This window comes from Flavobacterium daejeonense DSM 17708 (assembly GCF_000425425.1).
In the GTDB taxonomy this organism is placed as follows: Bacteria; Bacteroidota; Bacteroidia; order Flavobacteriales; family Flavobacteriaceae; genus Flavobacterium; species Flavobacterium daejeonense.
Genome location: NZ_AUDK01000011.1, coordinates 115272 through 134198, shown reverse-complemented (window position 1 = coordinate 134198; position 18927 = coordinate 115272). Strand labels below are relative to the sequence as shown.

Here is an 18927-nt window from a genome sequence, read left to right as displayed (position 1 = left end):
GCACTACTAGCGGGAATTGGATACAATCTAAAGCTCAGATTTAATCAAATCAAAGAGCAAATTATTTTTTGGCTACAATTATTGTTCAACTTTTTCTCTAAAAACAAAACCACTATTTTAATTGAGATTTAAAATAGTGGCTTTTTAAGGAATGACTAAATAGTTGTATAAAAAACAAATCCTAATTCAAATAAAAAGAATTAGGATTTGTTTGTATATAGATGAATTTCTTGTTAGAAGCGTTATTCCTGTAATTTTGATTTTAAATAATTAAGCATTTCATTTGTAATTGGTTTTGATAAGAAATCGATGACCATAGGGTAGTTTTTTGATTTTTGATGATCTTCAGGATCTATGGTAGAGGAGAGTACGACTATTTTTGAGTTTACAGCAGCATATTTTTCGGTATTAAAATTGTCCAGGAATTCCCAGCCATCCATTACTGGCATGTTTAAATCCAAAAAAATTAATTCAGGTATTTTTTCTTCTTCTTCTTTATTTAGGATGGAATCGAAGTATTGTAATGCCTCCTCTCCATTTTTAGCTGTAGCTATATTATTGGAAAAAGAAGCTTTCGAGATTACTTTTTTACATAACATAAGTGTTATCGGGTCGTCATCGACACATAGAATTAAATCTAACATGTTATTTGTTTTTAAATGTTATTGTAATTGTAGTTCCTTTGTTTACCTGGCTTTCAATAGAGATAGTCCCTTTCATAGCTTCTACTTGTGATTTGACTAAGTATAAACCTAAACCTTTGCTGTCCGGGTAATCATGAAATCTTTGGTATAGTCCAAAAATTTTATCTTTGTTTTTATCTAGGTCAATTCCGATACCATTGTCTTTGAACGAGAGTTGTATGGTGTCGTCCACTTGATGTGCTGCAATAGTTATTCTTAAAACTCGATTGTTAGCTCTGTATTTTAGTGAATTTGTTAGTAAATTTAATAATATACTTTCTAAATAAGCTTTGTTTGTATTTAAGAGATTGACATGTTCTATGTCTAATTTTAAAATAGGTTTACTTAATTCTATTTGGGTGGTTAATTGATTGAAAACATTTTCAAAAATATCTTTAAGCGAAATATTTTCGGTTTCAATGGCAATATTATCTTTAATAATCATGACTTTGGTCAAGTCTTCGATGGTTTCGTTTAGTAGATGAGTAGATTTATTAAAGCCATCAATGATTTCTTTTAATTCAGAATCTTCGATTTCAATGTCTTCAATTAGGTTTAAAAGTCCTGTAAGATTAGACATTGGAGCTCTTAAATTGTGTGAAGTTATGTATGAGAATTGTTTTAAATCTTTATTGTTTTGAGTTAGTTCTTTGATGAGTTGTTCTTTTTCTTTTTCCTGATTTTTTTCTTCGGTTACATCTCTTTGAATTGAAACCCAATGCGATAATTCTTGTTCGGCATTGTAAATTGGAATCATTGTAAAACGAAGCCAGAATTCAGTTTTGTCTTTTCTGTAAGATTTAATTTCAAGTAAACCCTCTTCTTTGTTTTTTATGGTTTCTAAAATTCTTTTTAAAACATTAATATCCGTATTTGGGCCTCTTAAAATACTTAAGGAATTATTGATTATTTCTTCAGATTTGTATCCTGTCATTTGTGTGAATGCCGGGTTTACATAGATGACTTTAGGTAGTAGATTTTTGTTAAAGTTGGCTTCAGTGATTACAATTGATTCTCTGGTTTGTAAAATTACAGTTTCCAATAATTTTAGTCGAAGTTCTTCTTCCTTTTGTTTGGTAATATCCTGAAGTGCTCCAATCATTCTGATGGCTTTTCCATTTTCATCTTTTAGAAGAAAACCTCTGTCAAGAACGTATTTGTAAGTGTCGTCGGCGCATTTAAAACGATATTCATCCTGCCATTTTTCGGTTTTTTGTTCAATAAATGAATATAATTTGATTGACATTTTGATGCTGTCTTCGGGGTGGATGTTTCCAAACCACCAACTTGAACTGTCGCCTACCTGGTCTTCTTCATATCCAAAAACGGCTTTGATTCCTTTGCTCCAGATCATTTTGTCTTCCTGGATTTTCCAATCCCAAATAGTATCACTAGTTGCTTTGGATACTATATCGTATTTTTGATTGGATTCTTTTATTTCATTATTGGTGTTTTCTAATCGTTCGAAAATTGTTTTGTTTCTGCGTTCGTTTTTAGATAACACATATCTAAATGCAAATCCGGTTAAAAGGATTAAAATAAAATCTTTAAAGAGGTTGAAAATGAGATAATCTTCTTGTTTAAAGTATAAAGAAGTGATTTTATAAAGAAAAACCGCCGAAATTGAGGCAATAATGATATAAATTGTTGTTGTTTGGGTGGTTTTATTTTTCATTAATCAAATATAATTAATAATTGTTAATAGCAAAATATCTGTGAAAACTTATTTTTATTAGAAAATGTTTGAACAATGGTGTTAAATTTAAGCAAATTGTAAAGTGTTTGAGAATTATTTTTTATATCAAAATAAAGTGTACCTTTGCAGCCATTAAAAATCACAGATGGAAGCTATTAGAAACATTGCAATTATTGCCCACGTCGATCACGGTAAGACCACTTTGGTTGATAAAATTATGTATCATTGTCAGTTATTTCGTGAAAACGAAAATACTGGAGATTTGATCCTTGATAACAACGATTTAGAGCGTGAAAGAGGTATTACAATTACTTCAAAAAACGTTTCGGTTTCTTATAAAGGAACAAAAATCAATATTATTGATACTCCTGGGCACGCCGATTTTGGTGGAGAGGTAGAACGTGTATTGAACATGGCCGATGGTGTATGTTTGTTAGTAGATGCTTTTGAAGGGCCAATGCCTCAAACGCGTTTTGTATTGCAAAAAGCAATTGATTTAGGATTAAAACCTTGCGTAGTAATCAATAAAGTAGATAAAGAAAACTGTACTCCTGAAGAAGTTCATGAGAAAGTTTTTGACTTAATGTTTGAACTAGGTGCTACTGAAGAACAGTTGGATTTTCCCGCAGTTTATGGTTCTGCTAAAAATAACTGGATGTCTGAGGATTGGAAAGTACAAACGGAAAACATTGAGCCTTTATTAGACATGGTAATTGCTAATGTGCCAGCTCCTAAGGTTTCTGAAGGAACGCCACAAATGTTGATTACTTCATTAGATTTCTCATCTTTTACAGGACGTATTGCAATTGGTCGTTTAGAAAGAGGTACTTTAAAAGAAGGTATGCCAATTTCATTGGTAAAAAGAGATGGTAAAGTTATCAAATCAAGAATAAAAGAATTACATACTTTTGAAGGTCTTGGACGTAAAAAAGTAGAAGAAGTTCAGGCAGGAGATATTTGTGCGGTTGTAGGCATCGAAGGATTTGAAATTGGTGATACCATCGCTGATTATGAAAATCCGGAGGCTTTACAAACAATTGCTATCGATGAGCCAACGATGAGTATGTTGTTTACCATTAACGATTCGCCTTTCTTTGGTAAAGAAGGAAAATTTGTTACTTCAAGACACATTCGTGAAAGATTAACTAAAGAATTAGAGAAAAACTTAGCAATGCGTGTTGCTGAAACTGATTCTGCTGATAAATTTATGGTTTTTGGACGTGGGGTATTACACTTATCGGTTCTTATCGAAACCATGAGAAGGGAAGGTTATGAGTTGCAAATTGGTCAGCCACAAGTAATCATCAAAGAAGTTGATGGTGTGAAATGTGAGCCAATTGAGGAATTAACGATTGATTTACCTGAAAATCTTTCCGGTAGAGCTGTAGAATTTGTTTCTATCCGTAAAGGTGAAATGCTTTCTATGGAAGGAAAAGGAGAGCGTATGATTGTTAAATTTAATATTCCATCCCGTGGAATCATTGGTTTAAGAAATCAATTGCTTACTGCAACTGCTGGTGAAGCGATTATGTCACACCGTTTTATTGGTTATGAACCATACAAAGGAGAAATTCCAGGACGTAACAATGGTTCGTTAATTTCTATGGAAAATGGAAAAGCAATTCCTTATTCTATTGATAAATTACAAGACAGAGGTAAATTCTTTGTGGATCCAAACGAAGATATTTACGAAGGTCAGGTAATTGGAGAAAACTCTCGTTCGGATGATATGACGGTTAACGTAACTAAAACGAAGAAGTTAACAAACGTTCGTTCTTCGGGAGCTGATGATAAAGCGCGTATTGTTCCTGCTATCAAATTCTCTTTAGAAGAAGCTTTAGAATATATTCAAAAAGATGAATATGTGGAAGTTACTCCGAAATCTTTACGTTTGAGAAAGATTTATTTGAACGAAAACGACAGAAAGAGATTTAAAATCTAATTAAGGTTTTAAATTCCCAATCCCCGATAGCTATCGGGATAAAAATCCCAAATTCCTCCCGAAAATTTACGGGATAGGAGTTTGGGATTCTTTTTTCAGGACTATTTTTACATGGAATTTGGAATTTAATAATTGTTTTTTTAATTATCTTTTCAAACTAAAATGCCCTTTTATTTCTTTGCCATTTTCCAGTTTGGCGGAAAACCAATAATCGTCGGAAGGGAGTTGTTTTCCGTTGAAAGTTCCGTCCCAACCCTGACTTTGCGGATTAATATCTTTGATTAGTTTTCCGTATCGGTCAAAAATGTGGATAACAGTTTTCGAATTGAATTCGGAGTTGATTCCCTTGATGTTCCAGTAATCGTTGAAACCATCATTGTTTGGAGTAAAAAAGCGAGGAATACCAAGAATTGCTACCGATTGATAAGTTACACCACAACCATTTTTATCCCTTATATAAATTTGATGAATTCCGGCAGGTACATTTTTAAAAAGATTGGTATCCTGATAGAAGTTTTCAGCGTCGTCCAAACTGTATTCGTAAGTACCAACACCTTCAACCAGAACTAAAAGCGTGTTGTTTTCGCTTAATTCACCTACTTCAATATTGTTTATTCGGGCAATTTCGGAAGCGGTAACAGTAATCGTTCTGGTTCGGCTGCATCCTTTTTGAGAAATTACTTCTACGGTATAAACTCCCGCTTTATTAACTGATAACGTTGGATTGGGACTGCTTAGAATTTGATTGTCTTTTGACCAAATATAAGTATAAGCAGTCGTTGGGTTTCCATCAAGAATTCCGGCATCTAAGGTTACATAATAATTTGGCAGGTTATTACAAATATACCTGTCAGACAGATGATTAGCATTGACATCAATATCCGGTTTTGGATTGACTTTAAGCGTAATATGTGGACCAACTCCAAAACAGCTGTTGTCTAAATCATTATCAACGCGAACCCAAATTTTTTGTTCATTGGGAGCGAGTGTATTGCGATAAGTTGTGGTGTTGGTAATTTCATTTGTTTCAGATAAAGCATCAGCTTCTGTTTCGTAATATTTGATAGAATAATTGTTCTTAGGATCAGGTAATAATGCTAAAATATCGTTTTGAGCACTGTTGAAATTAAATTCAGTAATTCCGTCATAATCATCGTTTGTGGCATCGATATAGTCATCGCAGTTTTCAAATACTATGTTGAAAGGGGATGGAATTTGTGTGGCAGAAACAATTAAATCAATTCGGGCAACGGAGTAACAACCATTCACATTTTCAATTCTTGACCAAACAGTAGTGCCATTATTTGCAATGTAGGCTAATGGATTGGCTATTTTCTCAGAGCTATCATTTGTATTAGCAGCTACTTCGGTGGTGAAATAACTGAATGTTTCATTTTCGTAATTAGTTGAAATGTCATTGTTTTTAACGGTAAGGTTAAAAGTGCTTTTAGCATCTAAATCATCGTCACATTGTTTGATGATGATGTTGTTTACAATAGGTAAATCGTAAACGATTAAAGTGGTTTCGTTAGAAAGTAAACCGCAACTATTTCCATTTCGGTTAATGAATACACGGAATTTGTAATTATTCATGGTTTTTGAAACGGAATTAATATGGAGTTGGTTTGTTGCAACTCCCAAATAAGTGCTATTGCCAGATAAATCATTCCAGTTGATTCCATCTGTAGAAAGTTGCCATTGATAATTGTCGCCATTTGCTGTAATAGAAATGGAAGCATTTTGCAATTCGCAGCTTGGAGGAGCAATAGGTTGATTGGTTATTATGATTGAAGCAGCAATATTGTAATTAGAATTAGGAGTTGTATATCCATTGGTACGGCTGGTTACGACTCCGCTATTATCCACAGTTGGAGGAAAAGACGAACCCAGAATGTGACTTCCATTGGTACTTGTAAACCCGGCTTCGATTACATCATTACATAAATCGCCATCACTATCCAGGTCTCTGTAGTTTGGTATTCCATCATTATCGGTGTCAGTATTATTGCTTCCGGTTTCTACACTGTCGTAAATTCCGTCATTATCACTGTCCCAATCCAAATAATCCGGAACACCGTCAGTATCCGTATCAAAAGGAGTTAAATTTGTTTCGAAAATATCGTATAAGCCATTATGATTGCTATCAGTAGTGTTTAAAACAAAGTTATTGCTTTGACTTTCTATTAAATCCGGAATACCATCATTGTCGCTATCAGCATCTAATTGGTCTTCTAGTCCGTCACCATCGGAGTCTTTTGGTACACAAACAGCGAAAAGTTTCAAAGTGCTTTTGTTTATTTCTGTATCCGAAAGATTTGTATGCGTGAAACTAATCGAATTGGTTAAGTGCGTTAAAAATTTAAAATTTGTAGAACCGGCTGCTAATGGTGTAATGCCGTTTATTTGAAAACGGATTTCAAATGAAGAATATTCGGTTACACCGCTTTCGTAAATTCCGTCATAATTTGTATCAATCAATAATTCATTGTTTGGGTTTAAAACCGTGATGGTTTTATCAATATCTGAAGAAATAACGTATTGAGCATTTGCATTTAATAAATCAGTTGAATTTGCCGTTGTAACATATTCCATTCCGGTACTCATTGGTTTTGTGAAATTGAGCGTGTATTTTACAAAATTTCCTTTTCCGGCAGGAATTTCGGAAACAAAACTTCCGTCGGAATTTCCAGTGAACGGAGTTGCACTGGCCATTGATGAAGAGTTTACTGTTCCGGTAAACGAATTAGAATAATTTCCAATATTGACATTTCCGAAATTTAAATTCGTAAGATTGAGATTTTGATTTCCGAAAGATTCGGTGCAATTAGTGATGCCGTCATTGTCATTATCAAGGTCGATGTTGTCATTTACACCGTCATTATCATAATCAGACGGGCAATTACTCACGGGAATATTATCGGATAAAATAGTGGTGTCACAACCTGAAATACTTCCTCTTACCTGATAATAGCCGGGTTGAGTAGGAGTGTAGGAATTTGAATTCGAATTATCTATTGGATAATTATTAAAATACCATTGATAGGTGTCGTAGTTTAAACTGGAACTTACTTTTAATACCAGATTTGGAATACAGGTCGATGTAGTAAGCGCAATTTTATCAGAGGCAATTTCGGGTTTAGCATCAAATCCGGAATAATAGCCGCCATAAGTCGCCGCATCATTTGTGCCGTAATAAGAAACATAAATCTGACGGCTAGATTTGATACTGATGTTTCCTGAAAGATTCTCGACGGAGTAGCGTACATAATTTGGGTTTCCGGTAATAGCTACAGGGCTGGTATTGACAGGATTGTTGTTAATTAAAACTGTTGCATCTCTTTCGGTAACGATATTTAATCCTCCGGAATAATTAACATCTCCAATTTTATTAATTAACGGAATATTATCAACTATATTTGGTGTAGAGCAATTTAAAGGCGGAACAAAAAAAAGATTTTGATTGGCAGCGGGATTGTTTTTGAGATTTGTTTGGGTATAAGGAGGAAGGTTCTTTTTTAATCCGCCAATGCATTGGTAGGCAAATACGTTTTCCGTAGTTCTTATGTATAAATTATTGTTGATAAATTGAAATCCATCTATGGGAACATATTCTCCGGCTTGTAAAACATAATTTGGAGTTGTGTTTCCGTTTAAATATATTTCTGTATTGGGTTTGTGTGCTATTAATAAAACGCGTTCTATTTCGTCAGTTCCCAATCCTTTTACAAAAATGTATTCTTTTCCGGTTTTTTCGTAAGGAACAATTTGATCAAATCCAATATCCCTGCCATTGGGTCTTATATTGTTATTTCCATAGTCCGTTACTTCAGTATCATTACTCCCTCCAAAAGATCCTGAGTTAATAACGATAGATTTATCTGATTGGACTAAAGCTCCAATTAAATTAGAACTGTTTGAAACCGTATTATTATCGTTCTCTAATGCAATAACATAGCTTTCGTTTTTGTTTAAATTAAGAGTAATTGAACCAGAAATAATGGTGCCGTTGACTAAAAGTGTTCCGTTAGGAATATTTGAAATTGTAACGGTTGTGTTGTTCTCGGTAGCGAGTATCGAAGCAAAATTAAGAAGCGTAGGGTCGTTTAAAGGATTAAGCATTGTACCAAGCCGGAAAGTAGTTCCTAAAGCGCTGTTTCCCTTGGTTACTAATCCACCGGCATGATTATAAACTTTGCGATCTGGGTCAAAACCGGAATTTACTCTTACACTACAAAATATTAAGTCGTCAGCTTCTATGATATATCCTTTATTTGATAGCTTTCCGGTAGCTGTTTTTGGCGTAAGCAGTTGGGTATTGTCACCAAAACCTATTTGATAGACATAAGGATTGGTGTTGCTAACAGTAGCATTGATAATCTGACCGCCAATAGCTATGATTTTCAGTGCAACATTTTTAGTGCTTGGGGTAGAAATATATAAATAATGATCTCCGGTTAATAAATTATCATTTTGGCTGGTTAACGGCGGAATATAATGCGTCTTACTAAATTGTGCCCAACAATTCAGTGCTATGAAAAATAAGCTCATCAAGAAAATTTTCCTCATTCGATAAATATATAAATAAGTTGTGATTATTTACCTTTTTAATGAAAAATGACCTTTAATGTTTTTGCCATCTTCAAAAATCAGATTGAACCAATAATCATCAGCAGGAAGTAAATGACCGTTGAAAGTTCCGTTCCAATTCAGATTTGTGGAGTTGAATTGCTTGAGGAGTTTTCCATAACGATCAAAAATAGCAATACTAGCTTGGGGCAGTGTATTTAGGTTTTTTATGGTCCAGGTATCGTTAAATCCATCCGAATTAGGAGTGAAATAACGCGGATAATCCAAAATTATAAAAGGAAAAAGAATAGATTCACTACAATCGTTTTTATCTCTGGCATAAGCGGTATAGCTTCCGGCAGAAAGATTTAAAAATTCCGGATTGTCCTGATAGAAATTTCCGTCGATAGAGAATTCGTAATTTCCGGAACCGCTGTATTCGATAACTACCGTGTTATTATTTCCGTCAAAATCATGAGTTTGAACTCCGGTTATTATTGCTGTTTTATTTGGAATATTGTCGTTTGAAGTTTTCAAAGTTAATTCGGCATAATTTGCACAATTATAGGAATTAGTGACTTTAGCAATGAGCGTTTGGTTTGGCGATTGGTTAACGTAATTTGAAGGATTCAGAATAGGATTGCTGTCAGTTTCGGCATCACTACTATTTTCATAATAAATAACGTTGCTTAAAGTTGTGTTGTTGTTTTTTATGAAATCATCAGCCTGAGATAAATCAAAAACTTCTTTTCCATCTCCGTCAAAATCGCAATGCATTAATGTGTAATCGTTTAAAACAATTTCGGGAGTGAATTCTATTTTAATATCATTGGTCGCAACACAGCCGGAAGGAGATAATGTCACTTCTACTTTGTAAGTTCCCGGCGCTGTTACGGTGTAGGACAGATTGGTTTCAGTAGCTAATAATACACCGTCTTTGTACCATTTGTAATTAAAAGTAGAGGATAATTGGGTGTCGATTATATAGTTTTCGCCAAAACATATCGCGTTATTGGTTGCTAATAATTTATCAGTTCCTAAGTCAATAACGGAGTTAAAACTCGCTGCTTCAATAAAAATTGCCGAATCATATAAAGGATTTCGGTCATCGGCAACCACTAATTTAATGTGATAAGTAGTTCCGGGAATAACATTAGTTCGTGCATTAAGAACTTTAGTTTGTCCGGCATAATTTATAGGGCTGGAATTGTTTGGTATATTGTTAAATTGTCCAAAGAAAGAGGCATTAGTTGCAGCACAGGATTTGATATTTCCAAACGGATCCACAAATGCAATCGCCGGATGAATATTAGTGGAAGAAACCGGAGTTGTCGAATTTGGAATTACCGCTAAATTTCGATAAGGATTAGTGCTGTTTTTTTCTTTGATTAAAAAAGCAAAACCATCCGAAAAACGGCAAGGATAATCATCCTGATACTCATTAGAAGCAAAAAGATAATTAAAGCTAATGGCATTAGTTTGAGGAGTAAAATCAAATTCCAAAACAGTCGCATTTGAGGAATTTATATTTAAGGTTTGATCCAAATCAGTATCGCCAAGCCAGGAATCGCTTCCTTCTCCGGAAGTTCGTACAAATGGTCCTGCCGATTGAGTACTACTCCAACTGCTCAGCACAATCCCGGATTGAAACGGAAAGTTAGCTGAGCTGTTACTAAAGGTTCCATAGCTGTTTTTACCAGGAGTAAAAGTATCGCCGCTAACTGATTCATTGGCAATTTGCAGACAGGAGCTGTTTTGAGTGAGCAAGTTTACCAGTTCGGCGGCATTTTTAGTGTCATCAATACTAATGCTTTGTGCCCGCAATTGCAGGCTGAAATGATATAAAAACAAACAGAGAATTATAGTTCTTACGACTTTCATAGTCTTACAAAGTTACTATAATTCTCTGTTTTTAAGAAGCGTACTTTTCTTTTAAAAAAAGCTTTATTTTACTTCATTTTCAAATAATAAGGTCGCTTTTTTTAGTTTTTCGGAGTTGATGGGTTTTACAATGTAATTGGTTACCATCGGGTATTTTTTTGTCATTTCTAAATCGCTGGGATCAATGGAAGAAGAAACAATAAAAACGACAATCTTTTTGCCAAATGAAATTTGATTTAGTTCGTCCAAAAACTGCCAGCCGTCCAAAACGGGCATGTTCAAATCTAATAAAATAACATCCGGAAGTTTGGATAAATCAGAGGTGTTTTTTTTGAGTTCGTCTAAAGCGGTTTGAGGATTATGAAATGCAGTTATTTCTTCGCAAAAATTATTTTTTGTGATAATCATACTCATTAATCTAATTGATAATTGGTCGTCATCAATAATGTAAGTAAGTTTATTTTTCATCAAAATAGAGTTTAAATGTACTGCCTAATCCTTCGGTGCTTTCTAATTCAATTTTTCCATTCATGGCTTCAATTTGATTTTTAACAATGAATAAACCTATGCCTTTTGCATCATCATTTCCATGAAAAGTTTTGTACATGCCAAAAAGTTTGTGTTTGTGTTTTTCGGTGTTAATTCCTAAACCATTGTCTTTAAAAACAATAATGTGATAGTTATCCTGATTTTGATAACTTATTTCCAATCGCGGAATCCGTTCAGGAGATTGGTATTTAATGGCGTTAGTCACTAAATTTTGCAGCATATTTTCTAAGTAAGCCGGAATTACATTAATGCTTAAATCGCCGGGAATATTCTGTGTAATGGCAATTTTGTTATAAAAAAGGCTGGTAGCTTTTTCAATTTCCGACTTCAAATGAACACTGGTTTTGTTAATGTTGCTATTTTTTTGAATAGTAATTACCTCGTTTAAGTTTTCTACGGTTTCAGCCAGTTTTTCGGTTCCTTCTTTAAACATATCAATAAATGTGAGCTTTTCATTGGTATCGTCGGTGTTTTCAATAACGTCCAAAACCATCTGTAAATTACTGGTATGAGAACGAATATTATGAGAAACAATATGCGTAAAATTCAGCAGTTTATTGTTTTGCTGACTGGTTACTTCTAATAGCTCTTTGAGTTCTATTTCTTTTTCTTTGGTAGCCGTTATATCTCTGCCAATAGCAATGAATTTCGAACAAATTCCGTTTTCGTTAAAAACAGGAGTGATGTTTAATTCGAGCCAGTATTTTTGATTTTGTTTGTCAAAATGATGAAAAACTACTTTAGTCGCTGTTTTTTGCTGAATGGACTGTGTGATTTTATTTAAGGTTTCACTATTTATTTGGGGTGAAAAACAGAAAAAATCAGGTTTCTTTCCAATGATTTTCGGTAAAGTTGAACCACTTAATTTCATATAAGCCTGATTTGCCCAAATGGCTTCTCCTTCGGTATTGGTTATGATAATACTATCGGTGGTTTCCGAACCAATGAGTGATAATAGACAGAGATCTTTTTCGATGTTTTTGGGTTGATTTACGCCTTTAAAAGTCCCGTGAATTCGGCTAATTTGATTTTGAACCAATTCAATCTGGCAAATGCATTCCAACAGTTTAATGGTTTTATTAGCCGTAATAATTTGTATTTTTCCAAAACTGGGAACGTTGTTTTTAAATGCTTCGTTAATAATTGTTTTAAAAGCAATGAAATTTTTTCGGTTAATAAAGTGAGTGCAATTTTTAAAATTTGGAATAAAATCTTCGTTGACTTCAAATAGTTCTCTGGTTTTTGCGTCCCAGAAAATTGTATTTGTGTTTAAGTTGATAGCCCATTTTCCAATTTCAAAAGATTCTTTAGTATAAACTTCCTGTTTAGTTTTCATAAATTGGCATAGTAAAGAATTGTTTTTAAGGATTGATTTGTGGGGGTATCTTTTGTGTAAAAATTGTATTCTTTTAATGATTTGGATTAGGTATAAATACTTATGAAAAGTATTCAAAAAAAATAAAAATACTTAAGAATACCAGTGTGAACAAATAAAATCGATGAACGACATTCTTTTTTTTTTACTTAATTTTAACTTTACAAAAAAGTTTTTTTTTAGATATTGATAACCAGTAATTAAGCGGTTTTTGGGTTGTTAGGTGATTTTTTTGTAAATTCAGGTTTTTACGGACTTTTCAGCCGATTTTGCTTTCAAATAATTAATGTAAACCCGTTGGGTGAAATTATTAAAAACGTCAGTTCGAGTGTTTTTTGTATAATCCCGACACTTCGGGACGGAACAAAAAATGTCCCGGTAGCTATCGGGACGAGAACCGTTTTTAATGAAATTTTTCTTGTTCCCGATACGATTTTCTTCCCGAGGCTTCGGGAGAAAATCACTCGAACTGACGAAAAATTATCATTAAAAACTAATTTCACCCAACGGGTTAATGTAAATTTGCATAAATACTAGCATACATGAGTGAGATTTCTCCGTTGTTTAAAAAACCAACATACCCCATCAATCATTTTCTTTTTGATTATTTAGAACGTTTTGACCGGATTTCAAAAGTGGCGATTGCTTATGACGATTTGCTGCGTTTTTCGGGTTCTGTCAATGTTTATGATAAAAATGATAATGACACTTTATGGGCAAGAGTTTTTTATAATGAATATGAAAGAAATGAGATTGATTTAACCTTAAAAAAAATCTATTCCTTACTGCATTCCGACGGAAATTTGGACATCATTAAATTCCTCAATGTCGATGCTATTGACTATTGTACTTTTGGAAATTCGAAACCTTTTCGAATAAAAGTGCGTAATGTTTTGAATGATAATTATGTTCATTTTTATATTAAAAAAGCCGATGCTTCCCGAATTTACGGTTTGGAATTAGAACATATTTTGTCGCCGGATAAAATTAATTTTTTGGTGTATGGCGATACTTTAATTGAGGAGCATATTATAGGAATTCCGGGAGATGTTTTTATGGAAACTTCTCTTCAGAGTTGTTCTGAAAATGAGAAGTCACAAATCGCTAAGGAATTTGTTAAATTCAACGAGCGTTGCATGATTCGGCTTTTGGGCGATATGCGTGCTTATAATTATGTGATTGTTCCTATTCACGATTTTGATCAGGTGGTTTATAAAATTCGGGCAATCGATTTTGACCAGCAGTGTTACGAAGGGAATTTCAAGATTTACCGTCCGCAATTTTTCAAGGAAAATTCCCCAATGATTCAATTAATTAAGGAGAAATTACAGGATAGTTCTATCGAACAATATAAAAATGAAGAACGTGCAGCTCTGGCCAAAAGAATTCTTTCTGCCGAAACCCGAATTCAAAAAATTCTCCGCATCATGGCTAATGATACCATTGCGCCCGAAGCGCATATCAAACAATTAAAAATGGAATTGTATCGTTATACCAATGATTTGAATTTTAAAAATGCCACAAGTATGGGGTATTTGTTGAGTGCCGCTTTTAAATATGTTACCCGAAATTTCAAACATCCCGACTTATTTAAGCCTGGTTTTTAAATTTGATTTTATGATAAAAAAAATAGTACCTCTTGTATTATTCTCGTCTTTGATTGCTTTTTGTCAAAGAGACTCAAGCATTTTAACGGAACTGTATTCGTTGCCAAAACAATTAAAAGAAGTTTCCGGGATTGTTTTTAGTGACAGTTTAAATTTAACCTGGACTTTGGAAGACAGTGGTAATGCCAATGTCATTTACGGATTGGACGAAAATGGAAAATTAGAAAAAAGCATTACCATTTCCCAAACCGAAAATATCGATTGGGAAGATATAACGAAAGACAAATTGGGGAATTTGTACATAGGTGATTTTGGTAATAATAATAATGAACGACAGGATTTGGCTATTTATAAAATCGCAAAAGATTCTTTGAAAAATCAAAGTGTAATTCCTGCCTATAAAATCAGTTTTGCGTATCCGGAACAAACCGAATTTCCGCCTAAAAAAAGTAAACTTTTTTATGATGTAGAGTCTTTTATCGAATATAATAACAACTTTTATTTGTTTACCAAAAACAGAAGTAAAGGTTTTGACGGAACTACTTTGTTGTATGAAATTCCAAATAAATCAGGAGCGCATCAGGCGCAATTATTAGGGAAATTTAAAACGGAGGGCGATTTTCAAAATGCCGCCATAACCAGTGCCGCCATTAGTCCTGACGGCAAAAAAGTGGTTTTGTTAAGTCATAGTCAACTATGGATTTTTGAAAATTTTACCAGCGATAATTTTTTCTCGGGAAAAGTGAAAAATATTCAACTGAATCATTTTTCCCAAAAAGAAGCCATTTGTTTCAAAGACAATAAAACGCTTTTAATTGCCGATGAAAAAGTAAAGAAAACAGGAGGGAAGCTTTATCAGCTGGATTTGGACACTATTGATTAGAATCCAAATCCAAGTCCGAAAGCAATTCGCGCTTCTTCGTTTACAGTTGCTTTAAAATAGCTCAGTCGTGCCGTAACGGTATTGACTCCGTTAAGCCATAAACCGCCGCCTACAGCCTGATGCCATTGGTTAGAATGTTCGTTTTTCAACCAGACTCTGCCGTAATCATATCCGCCAAAAATTCCGTAAGACATCGGTACAATACTATTTTTGATTTTTCCGACAGTTAAACGAATATCACTGCTTTGAAAGAAAGATTGATTTCCTAAAAAACGTTGATTTCTAAAACCTCTTAAATCATAATCACCACCTAAAGCAGCTCCCTGATAGAATTCGAAATTATTGTTCAAAATAGCTTTCGCTTTTAGCAGTGTAGCCAAAACTAATTTTCCCTGACGGTCTATTTTGTGATTGAAATTGATTTTAGATTCTAAGGTTGGAAAATTTTGTTTGCCGTTTGTAAGGTTCATTTTCCAGTTGGCCGCCATCATAAAACCCATTCCCATCGCAGGAAGTGAGGCGTTGTCATAATTTTCATAACTGTATTGCATCGTTGCGCCGGCAAATTGCTGATTTTTAAAAATATCAGGATTTACAATATTCGGAATGGCAATAAAGCGCCCCGGTGTGTTTTCTACATCAAAATTTTCATATGCAATTTGAAAACTTAAAGTACTTCCAAAACGGCCAATTCGTTCGATTTTCGGAGCAAATTTCAACATACTTACATGAACCCGATTGTAGTTCATCCCGTTGATTTCATCCGAATTAGCAGTGTTGTTTCCAAAACCAAAATAATTAATGGCAAAATTAGGACTGGTAAATTGAGAATCCAGTCCAAAATTCCATTTTCCAATCATTTTTGGGACGTCTAAATGATAGTTCAGTTCAAAACCATCGGTAGCAAAAAAGTAATTGGCTTTAAACGTATGGCGCAAAGTGTAAGGGTTTTGTTTAAAATGATTTACAGTATAATTAGCAACAATGCCCAGTTTAACACCGTCATCCGGATTATAACCCATTCCCGGCAAACCGGAAAAAGCATTGTATTTTGGTTTTTGATAATTGTAAAAATTGGTTTCATAATTGTCAGTCAATAATTTTCTGGTTTTAGAATCGACATTAAAACTGTTCTTTTTGGTTTTAAAATCGATAATACGGATGTTTTTTCCATTAAAAATAGTATAATTATCGTGATTTTGACCTCCGATTAATTTGATTCTCACAGCTGATTTTTGAACGTTATTTAATTCAAAAATGTCTTCGTCATCTAAACCGTAAATCCAGATGTTTTTGGTGGATTTTTGGTGGAATGTTTTGGTGTAAACCAATTCTTTGCCTTCTTTTTTTATTCTGAAAACGGAAATTGCAACTTCATTTTTGGAAAGCGGATTAATTTCAAACAGATCTTTTTTGTTTGTTCCAACAATCAGAGTCGTTTTTTGTAAAACGCGGTTGTATTCCGTCGCATATTTGTTTAATTGTGCTTTTCTGCTTTTTAATTTTTCAATAATTGAAGAGATGGTTTTACCCTGAATTTTTTTTGGGAGATTGTTAAAAGCAGCTTCAATTGCCGTATCGCTTAGGTTTTCCTGAATGAATTTTGCCTGAGCAATCCAATCGTTTGCGGTTGCTTTTTTCAATAAAGCTAAATCCAAAGGGTAAGGTTCTCTATTGAACCATTTTACATTTTTAATGTCATTTTTAAAACTTTGCATGTGTCGCAGTGCCGGAATATTCATTAGCAAAGACAATAAAGTGCCGTCGTATTTAGAAAACGCCTGATCGCGATCGCGGGGAATAGGTTTGTAAATTACTTGATCTCCAATTTTGTATTCCGCCCAGCGCCATTGGTCATAATGACGGTCCCAGTCGCCAATAAGCATGTCAAACAAGCGGGCTTTGATGTATTCGGCTTCGTCAATGGTGTATTTTTCGTCTTTTTGTAAATTTTCTAATAAATCGTCTGTTCCGATAATAGCTGCCGGTTTTCCAAAACTTTTAAGGTCTTTTTGGCTGTCAGAAGGTCTTTCTTCAACCAGATACAATTCATTTCCAAAATCGGCATTGAATTCACCTAAAGTTTTTTGTTTTGGAATATAATAAAGTCTGGGATTACTGTGCAAAACACCAATTGGGTCGGCTAAATTTCCAATAGCTAAAGGCGTGTAAGGATGTGAAGTGGTGTAAAAATCGTAAAGGAAATTTTCGGCGTAGGTGTTTTTAAATTCGTTTTCTACATATTGATCTTTGAAAGCTACACTTTGTAAAAAGCGGCTGACACTTTTTTTCAAAGCACGCATAACGTATTCTTTTCCGTCAGTATCTTCCAGTCGGAGCGATTTAGACTGATGACCACCACCGGCTCTCAGTGGATTTACACCGCCAAAAAGAGTGTCTAAAGCAACCACAGGAACATCGATTAAAGTGCTGTAATAATCTCTGTAATGTTTCCCAAAAAGGAAATTATGCAGCATGCTTTTGCGCGTCATTTCATCGTCATAAACAGATGCTTTTGTTGTTTTGGCAGATGAAGCGGTATAATTATTTACGATTGGTTTTTGCGGTTCTAAAAGTGTTTTTTGAAACAAAATTTTGCTCTCATTGTTTTCCATTCCAAAAAAATGAACAACAGTTTTTCCATTAGTAAAAACAGTTAAAGTGGCAAAACCGTTGTTGCCATACGAAAAATCATTAGGGAAAACGGCTCTTGCCGCTTCTGATTTAGAACCGGCGCCGCTGATGATTTGTTTAATATTTTCGTTTTCGATGTATTGCAAATTATGGTCGTGTCCCGAAACTACAATTACATTTTTCTGATCCTGCAAAAGGGTTTTAATTCTTTTTGCTAAAACTTGGTATTGTTTGTTTTGGATGTCCTGCGGACTCACGCCAGAAGTTTTTCGTAAAAGATTGACAAAGGAACCAATTACAGGCAACGGAATTTTTTGTTCCAAGGGGAAAAGTTGCTTTTCAAGCGAAAATTGCCCGCCATGAGTACCGTTACTCACCAATGGATGATGAATGGCCAGAATTATTGTTTTGTCCTGATTTTTGTTTAAAATGCTTTCCAGTTCTTCAAAAAAAGCTTCACGGGTTTTGATGCTGCAATCGTCGTTGATGGTTGGAATTTTATCCCAGTTTTCTAAAAACCATTCGCTGTCTATGGTAATCAGGCAAAGGTTTTCGTTTACTTTTAAATCATCAATCGGGCAACCGTCAGACGGGAGAAAGCTTTTTTTGGAATCCAAATACTGAGTTACTATTTTTTGTTGACGTTTTAATCCCGTAATGCCGGAATACCAATCGTGATTTCCGGGAATGAAAATAGTCTTTCCTTTGAAATTTTTGGAAATTGCCAATTGGTCAGTGAGTTTTTCATGCGCAAGTGTGTAGGCTTTTTTATCTTTTTCATCAGGCATTCCTTTTGGGTAAATATTATCGCCTAAAAATAATAAAGTAGCATTTTTGTCTGACTGTTGCAGTTGTTTTTGCAGTGCAGCAAGGATTTTTTGAGCATTTTCCTGATCGGCATTTCCGGCATCGCCAATTAAAAAAAAGCGATGGGCAATTTTTGTGCTATCCTTGTCGTTTGTATTTGTGATTTTTTCGGAATTAGCACCTAATTGCAGTTGGTGTGTTGCGCAGGAAAAGAGTGTTGTCGAACCTAAAAAAGCAACGGAAAATATTTTAATTTTGTTAAATCGCATAACCAAAAACAATTTCATAATTTAGTAGTATAAAA

The 18927-nt window shown here is 34.2% G+C and carries 10 protein-coding genes; 3 read left to right on the top strand and 7 right to left on the bottom strand.

Annotated elements, in window-relative coordinates; genetic code table 11:
* Positions 1 to 242: 242 nt before the first annotated feature.
* Both H599_RS0109570 and H599_RS0109565 read right to left on the bottom strand, forming a co-directional pair.
* Positions 243 to 644: a response regulator gene (locus tag H599_RS0109570; protein WP_026713936.1), complete on the bottom strand. Its 402-nt coding sequence runs from the start codon at positions 642 to 644 to the stop codon at positions 243 to 245.
* 1 nt (position 645) lies between these two features.
* Complete coding sequence (locus tag H599_RS0109565) at positions 646 to 2358, bottom strand: PAS domain-containing sensor histidine kinase (RefSeq protein WP_026713935.1); 1713 nt, start codon at positions 2356 to 2358, stop codon at positions 646 to 648.
* A gap of 166 nt (positions 2359 to 2524) precedes the next feature.
* On the opposite strand from H599_RS0109565, the gene typA reads away from it, so the two are divergent.
* The gene (gene typA / locus H599_RS0109560; protein WP_026713934.1) at positions 2525 to 4321 is read left to right on the top strand and encodes a translational GTPase TypA; all 1797 of its coding nucleotides are present in this window, start codon (positions 2525 to 2527) and stop codon (positions 4319 to 4321) included.
* A gap of 144 nt (positions 4322 to 4465) precedes the next feature.
* Here the strand turns inward: typA and H599_RS0109555 are convergent, their stop codons facing one another.
* From H599_RS0109555 to H599_RS20285, 4 genes are all read right to left on the bottom strand, one after another.
* Positions 4466 to 8869: a T9SS type B sorting domain-containing protein gene (locus tag H599_RS0109555; RefSeq protein WP_245600508.1), complete on the bottom strand. Its 4404-nt coding sequence runs from the start codon at positions 8867 to 8869 to the stop codon at positions 4466 to 4468.
* Positions 8870 to 8917: 48 nt separating this feature from the next.
* A complete protein-coding gene (locus H599_RS0109550; protein ID WP_026713932.1) occupies positions 8918 to 10768 on the bottom strand; it encodes a T9SS type B sorting domain-containing protein in 1851 nt (616 codons plus the stop codon).
* A 63-nt stretch (positions 10769 to 10831) separates the two neighbouring features.
* Positions 10832 to 11236: a response regulator gene (locus H599_RS0109545; RefSeq protein ID WP_026713931.1), complete on the bottom strand. Its 405-nt coding sequence runs from the start codon at positions 11234 to 11236 to the stop codon at positions 10832 to 10834.
* Complete coding sequence (locus H599_RS20285) at positions 11226 to 12653, bottom strand: PAS domain-containing sensor histidine kinase (protein WP_026713930.1); 1428 nt, start codon at positions 12651 to 12653, stop codon at positions 11226 to 11228. Before H599_RS20285 ends, H599_RS0109545 begins: the two co-directional genes overlap by 11 nt.
* Before the next feature lie 581 nt (positions 12654 to 13234).
* Between H599_RS20285 and H599_RS0109530 the strand changes: the two genes are divergently transcribed.
* Together H599_RS0109530 and H599_RS0109525 are read left to right on the top strand one after the other, a co-directional pair.
* On the top strand, positions 13235 to 14299 hold the full coding sequence (locus tag H599_RS0109530) for a hypothetical protein (protein WP_026713928.1): 1065 nt from the start codon (positions 13235 to 13237) through the stop codon (positions 14297 to 14299).
* A gap of 13 nt (positions 14300 to 14312) precedes the next feature.
* Entirely contained in the window at positions 14313 to 15182 is an 870-nt protein-coding gene (locus H599_RS0109525) for a hypothetical protein (protein ID WP_026713927.1), read from the top strand.
* On the opposite strand, the gene H599_RS0109520 is transcribed toward H599_RS0109525, so the two are convergent.
* Positions 15179 to 18910, bottom strand: a complete 3732-nt coding sequence (locus H599_RS0109520) for a metallophosphoesterase (protein WP_026713926.1) — start codon at positions 18908 to 18910, stop codon at positions 15179 to 15181. The two genes, H599_RS0109525 and H599_RS0109520, sit on opposite strands and share 4 nt — an antisense overlap.
* Between the last annotated feature and the right edge of the window lie 17 nt (positions 18911 to 18927).